At 46.9% G+C, this 738-nt stretch carries 1 protein-coding gene; it reads right to left on the bottom strand.

Annotation, left to right across the window (positions count from 1 at the left end):
• Positions 1-645: primase-helicase zinc-binding domain-containing protein (locus R8O10_RS24935; RefSeq protein ID WP_318191919.1), on the bottom strand; the 645-nt coding region annotated here is incomplete at its 3' end.
• Positions 646-738: the final 93 nt, after the last annotated feature.

The raw sequence follows: 738 nt of genomic DNA, 5'->3' as shown, positions 1-738 counted from the left end.
TTCACTTAGGTAGATCCGATGAAACGTGGCCGAACGCCCTTGCTGAGTAACGATTTTACCTAGCAGCGCTGGGTAGCTATCGATAAACAAGCCATCTTCATCATGGTAAGGCAAGTTTGGATGATACCTCAGCACCGAATCCCATTCAGGACGAAGCCGCGTCACAATGCCACGACGATGCAAGTAGTTCCAAACTGGTTGCGCACGAGTATCTGCAAGAGAAAACGTTTCTCCCCAGGTTTGATTCAAGCGATGGATAATCGCTTTGTCCTCGTCCTGCTTTCTAGCCTTCCAATCAACAGCGTTACGCGTTATTGCCCGAGAAGGTGCTTGTATTTGTCCGGGTTGAATACCAAGAACTTGGCCAATTGCTTCAATAGACTGAGCAAAGTTCCATCCATTGATCCAAGACAACAGTTCAAAACCATCATGAAAGATACCGCAGGTATTACAAACGCCGCCACCGGTATATTCAGCATCTTTGAACAGCCTAAAGCCATCACGACCGCCATGAACAGGACAAGCCACATGACGGCCTTTTCGAGCAATAGCGGCATCAAGTTCTGGCACCAATGCCGCTAATACTTGAAGCCATTGGCCATTAAGATATGGCCTTACTGTTTCAATTTGTAAAGGTAACGCCATATAACCTCCTTAAATAAAATGCCGACTCCTACCCCAGGTGGTAAAAGTCAGCTTAGGTCCAGCATTAGCCGTTCGGTTAATACAGGAGCGTTA

It is taken from the genome of Vibrio sp. 1727 (assembly GCF_033344415.1).
Taxonomy (GTDB): Bacteria; Pseudomonadota; Gammaproteobacteria; order Enterobacterales; family Vibrionaceae; genus Vibrio; species Vibrio alginolyticus.
The sequence above is the reverse complement of the archived record's forward strand: the minus strand, read 5'-3'. Positions and strand labels throughout refer to the sequence as shown.